General features: G+C 70.6%; 4 protein-coding genes. 2 read left to right on the top strand and 2 right to left on the bottom strand.

Translation table 11 applies throughout. The annotated features are described in order from the left end of the window. Positions 1 to 280 (top strand): hypothetical protein (locus E1166_RS30335; protein WP_207914661.1); only part of this gene is annotated, 280 nt, incomplete at its 5' end. Between the two features lie 27 nt (positions 281 to 307). Here the strand turns inward: E1166_RS30335 and E1166_RS30340 are convergent. Together E1166_RS30340 and E1166_RS30345 are read right to left on the bottom strand one after the other, a co-directional pair. Continuing rightward, positions 308 to 493, bottom strand: a complete 186-nt coding sequence (locus E1166_RS30340) for a DUF397 domain-containing protein (RefSeq protein ID WP_132343224.1) — start codon at positions 491 to 493, stop codon at positions 308 to 310. Continuing rightward, positions 490 to 1,257, bottom strand: a complete 768-nt coding sequence (locus E1166_RS30345; RefSeq protein WP_132343225.1) for a DUF5753 domain-containing protein — start codon at positions 1,255 to 1,257, stop codon at positions 490 to 492. The genes E1166_RS30340 and E1166_RS30345 overlap by 4 nt, the downstream gene beginning before the upstream one ends. A 391-nt stretch (positions 1,258 to 1,648) precedes the next feature. On the opposite strand from E1166_RS30345, the gene E1166_RS30350 reads away from it, so the two are divergent. After that, entirely contained in the window at positions 1,649 to 1,930 is a 282-nt protein-coding gene (locus E1166_RS30350; protein ID WP_132343226.1) for a hypothetical protein, read from the top strand. Positions 1,931 to 1,934: the final 4 nt, after the last annotated feature.

Here is a 1,934-nt window from a genome sequence, read left to right on the forward strand (position 1 = left end):
GGGCGTTGGTGGGCCGGTGGTGGAGGCGGCCCCCGCCCCGCCTACCGACGACCGGACCCGGACCGTCGTCGTGGTCGCCGTGATCGTGTTGGCAGTGCCCGCCGGCTGGGCCGTGCTGCGCCGTCGGCGTCCCGAGCCTCGCTCGGCGGCGTCGTTCGCCGAGGGGTACGAACTGGGCCGCCTCGACGAACGCGCCCGGCTGCGCCGCGAGGCCGCCGAGCCGACCGCCCGCGTGATCCCCTTCCCCGCCCCGGGCAGCAAAAGGCCCCCGGCCGTCTGACCGGGGGCCTCGCTCAGGCAGTAGCGGTTACCGCGAGGTCTTCGCGAAGGCGACGAAGCCGCGCCACGCCTCGGGGCTGAAGACCAACGTCCCGCCGTCGCGGTCCTTCGTGTCGCGGACGAGGACCGCACCGGGAAGGTTGTCGGCCACCTCCACACACGCGCCGCCGTTGCTGCCGCTCTTGGTGCTCTTGCGCCACTGCGCGCCGGTCATGTCCATGATGCTGCCGCTTTCCTGATGAGGTCTAGGGACTGCGCCCGGGATAGGGCTTCGCCCACTATGCGCGTCCACCTGCGACCCAGGGTAGCAATTTCCGCCGTGTCGTCGATGATCTGCGCTCGGACCTGACCGTCAACGTGTGCTACGTGCGTGCCGTCGGACATCTCGGCGAGGATGAACGGGCCGCCGAGGCCCAGATACATCGGCGTGTCGATGGGCACGACGTGCACTCGAACGTTTGGCAGCTCGGCACACGCCGCGATGTGCTCGCATTGCTCGCGCATGAGCGAGGCGTCGCGCCCTACCCGCCGCCGTAGGACCGCTTCGTCGAGCACAGCGACGACCAGCGGCGGCCGAGCGCGATGCAGGATCGATTGCCGCTGCATCCGCGCCGCCGCCCGCTCATCGATCTCCTCCGCCGTCAGTGACTCCATTGTCAGCGTTCCCCGCGCGTACGCCTCGGTCTGAAGGAGGCCGGGCACCCAGGCCAGCTCGAACCACCGCAAGACGACGGCCTCGCGCTCGATATCAACCCATGGGCGGAACCATGCTGGCTCGCGGCGTGTGAGGACGTCCGGCCAGAGGTCGCCGACCTCACGGCCGAGTACCTGAGCGACCTTCGCGCGGTGCCGACTGCGCGGTACACGTCCCGGATTGGCCCAGCGCGCCGCCGTCTTCGGGTCGACCCCGACTTGACCAGCGAGACTGTCGGCCGTCTCGCCCGCTTCGGCCATCGCCGCGATGAGTGCCTGGTTCATAGCGTCCCCTCCCGGACGTCCCGAACGTCCTAAGGGAATGGTCCTACGGAGTGTATGCGTCCCACAACCCTGCGCCAGGGTTCTATTTAGACAGCGCGACCGTCAGGGACCACGCGAGACCCGGCGGGCGTGTATGTGCCGGGGGCCCGGCCGACCCGACGGCAATCGCCGAAGCTGGGCCCCCTTCCAACCGACGGATGGAGGGGGAGCACGTGCCCGAGAAGCAGGACCCGAAGCCCGCACCCGAGCCCGCGCCGAAGAACGACCCGCCCGCACGTCCGATCGTTCCCGGCCCCATCGGCCCGATGATCCCCCCGTTCCGCGGCCCCGGACGGGTAACGAACCTCGCCCCCGCGTCACGCTGGGCCGCCGGATGGAACCGGGGGCCGGCATGACGGGCCGGAAGATCGCCGCTGGCGACGTGCTGCGCCTGACCCGCGCCGCGTCCCCGCAATTCGTCGAGCCGATCCGCGTCCGTGTGGTCCGTCGTCTCGACGACTGGCACACGTACGAGGGGTGGAAATGGGTCGACGCCTATGAGCTGAACACCGCAGGCGACGCGGTCCGCCGCCGGACGCTGTACGTACGGCTTGCTGGGGTGCAGTGGGTGAACAAGCCCCCGCAGCCGGACGGACCTCGCCGCCCACTCCCCCGTACGGCGGTCCGCACATGATCCC

The organism is Micromonospora sp. KC213 (genome assembly GCF_004348325.1).
Lineage (GTDB): Bacteria > Actinomycetota > Actinomycetes > Mycobacteriales > Micromonosporaceae > Micromonospora.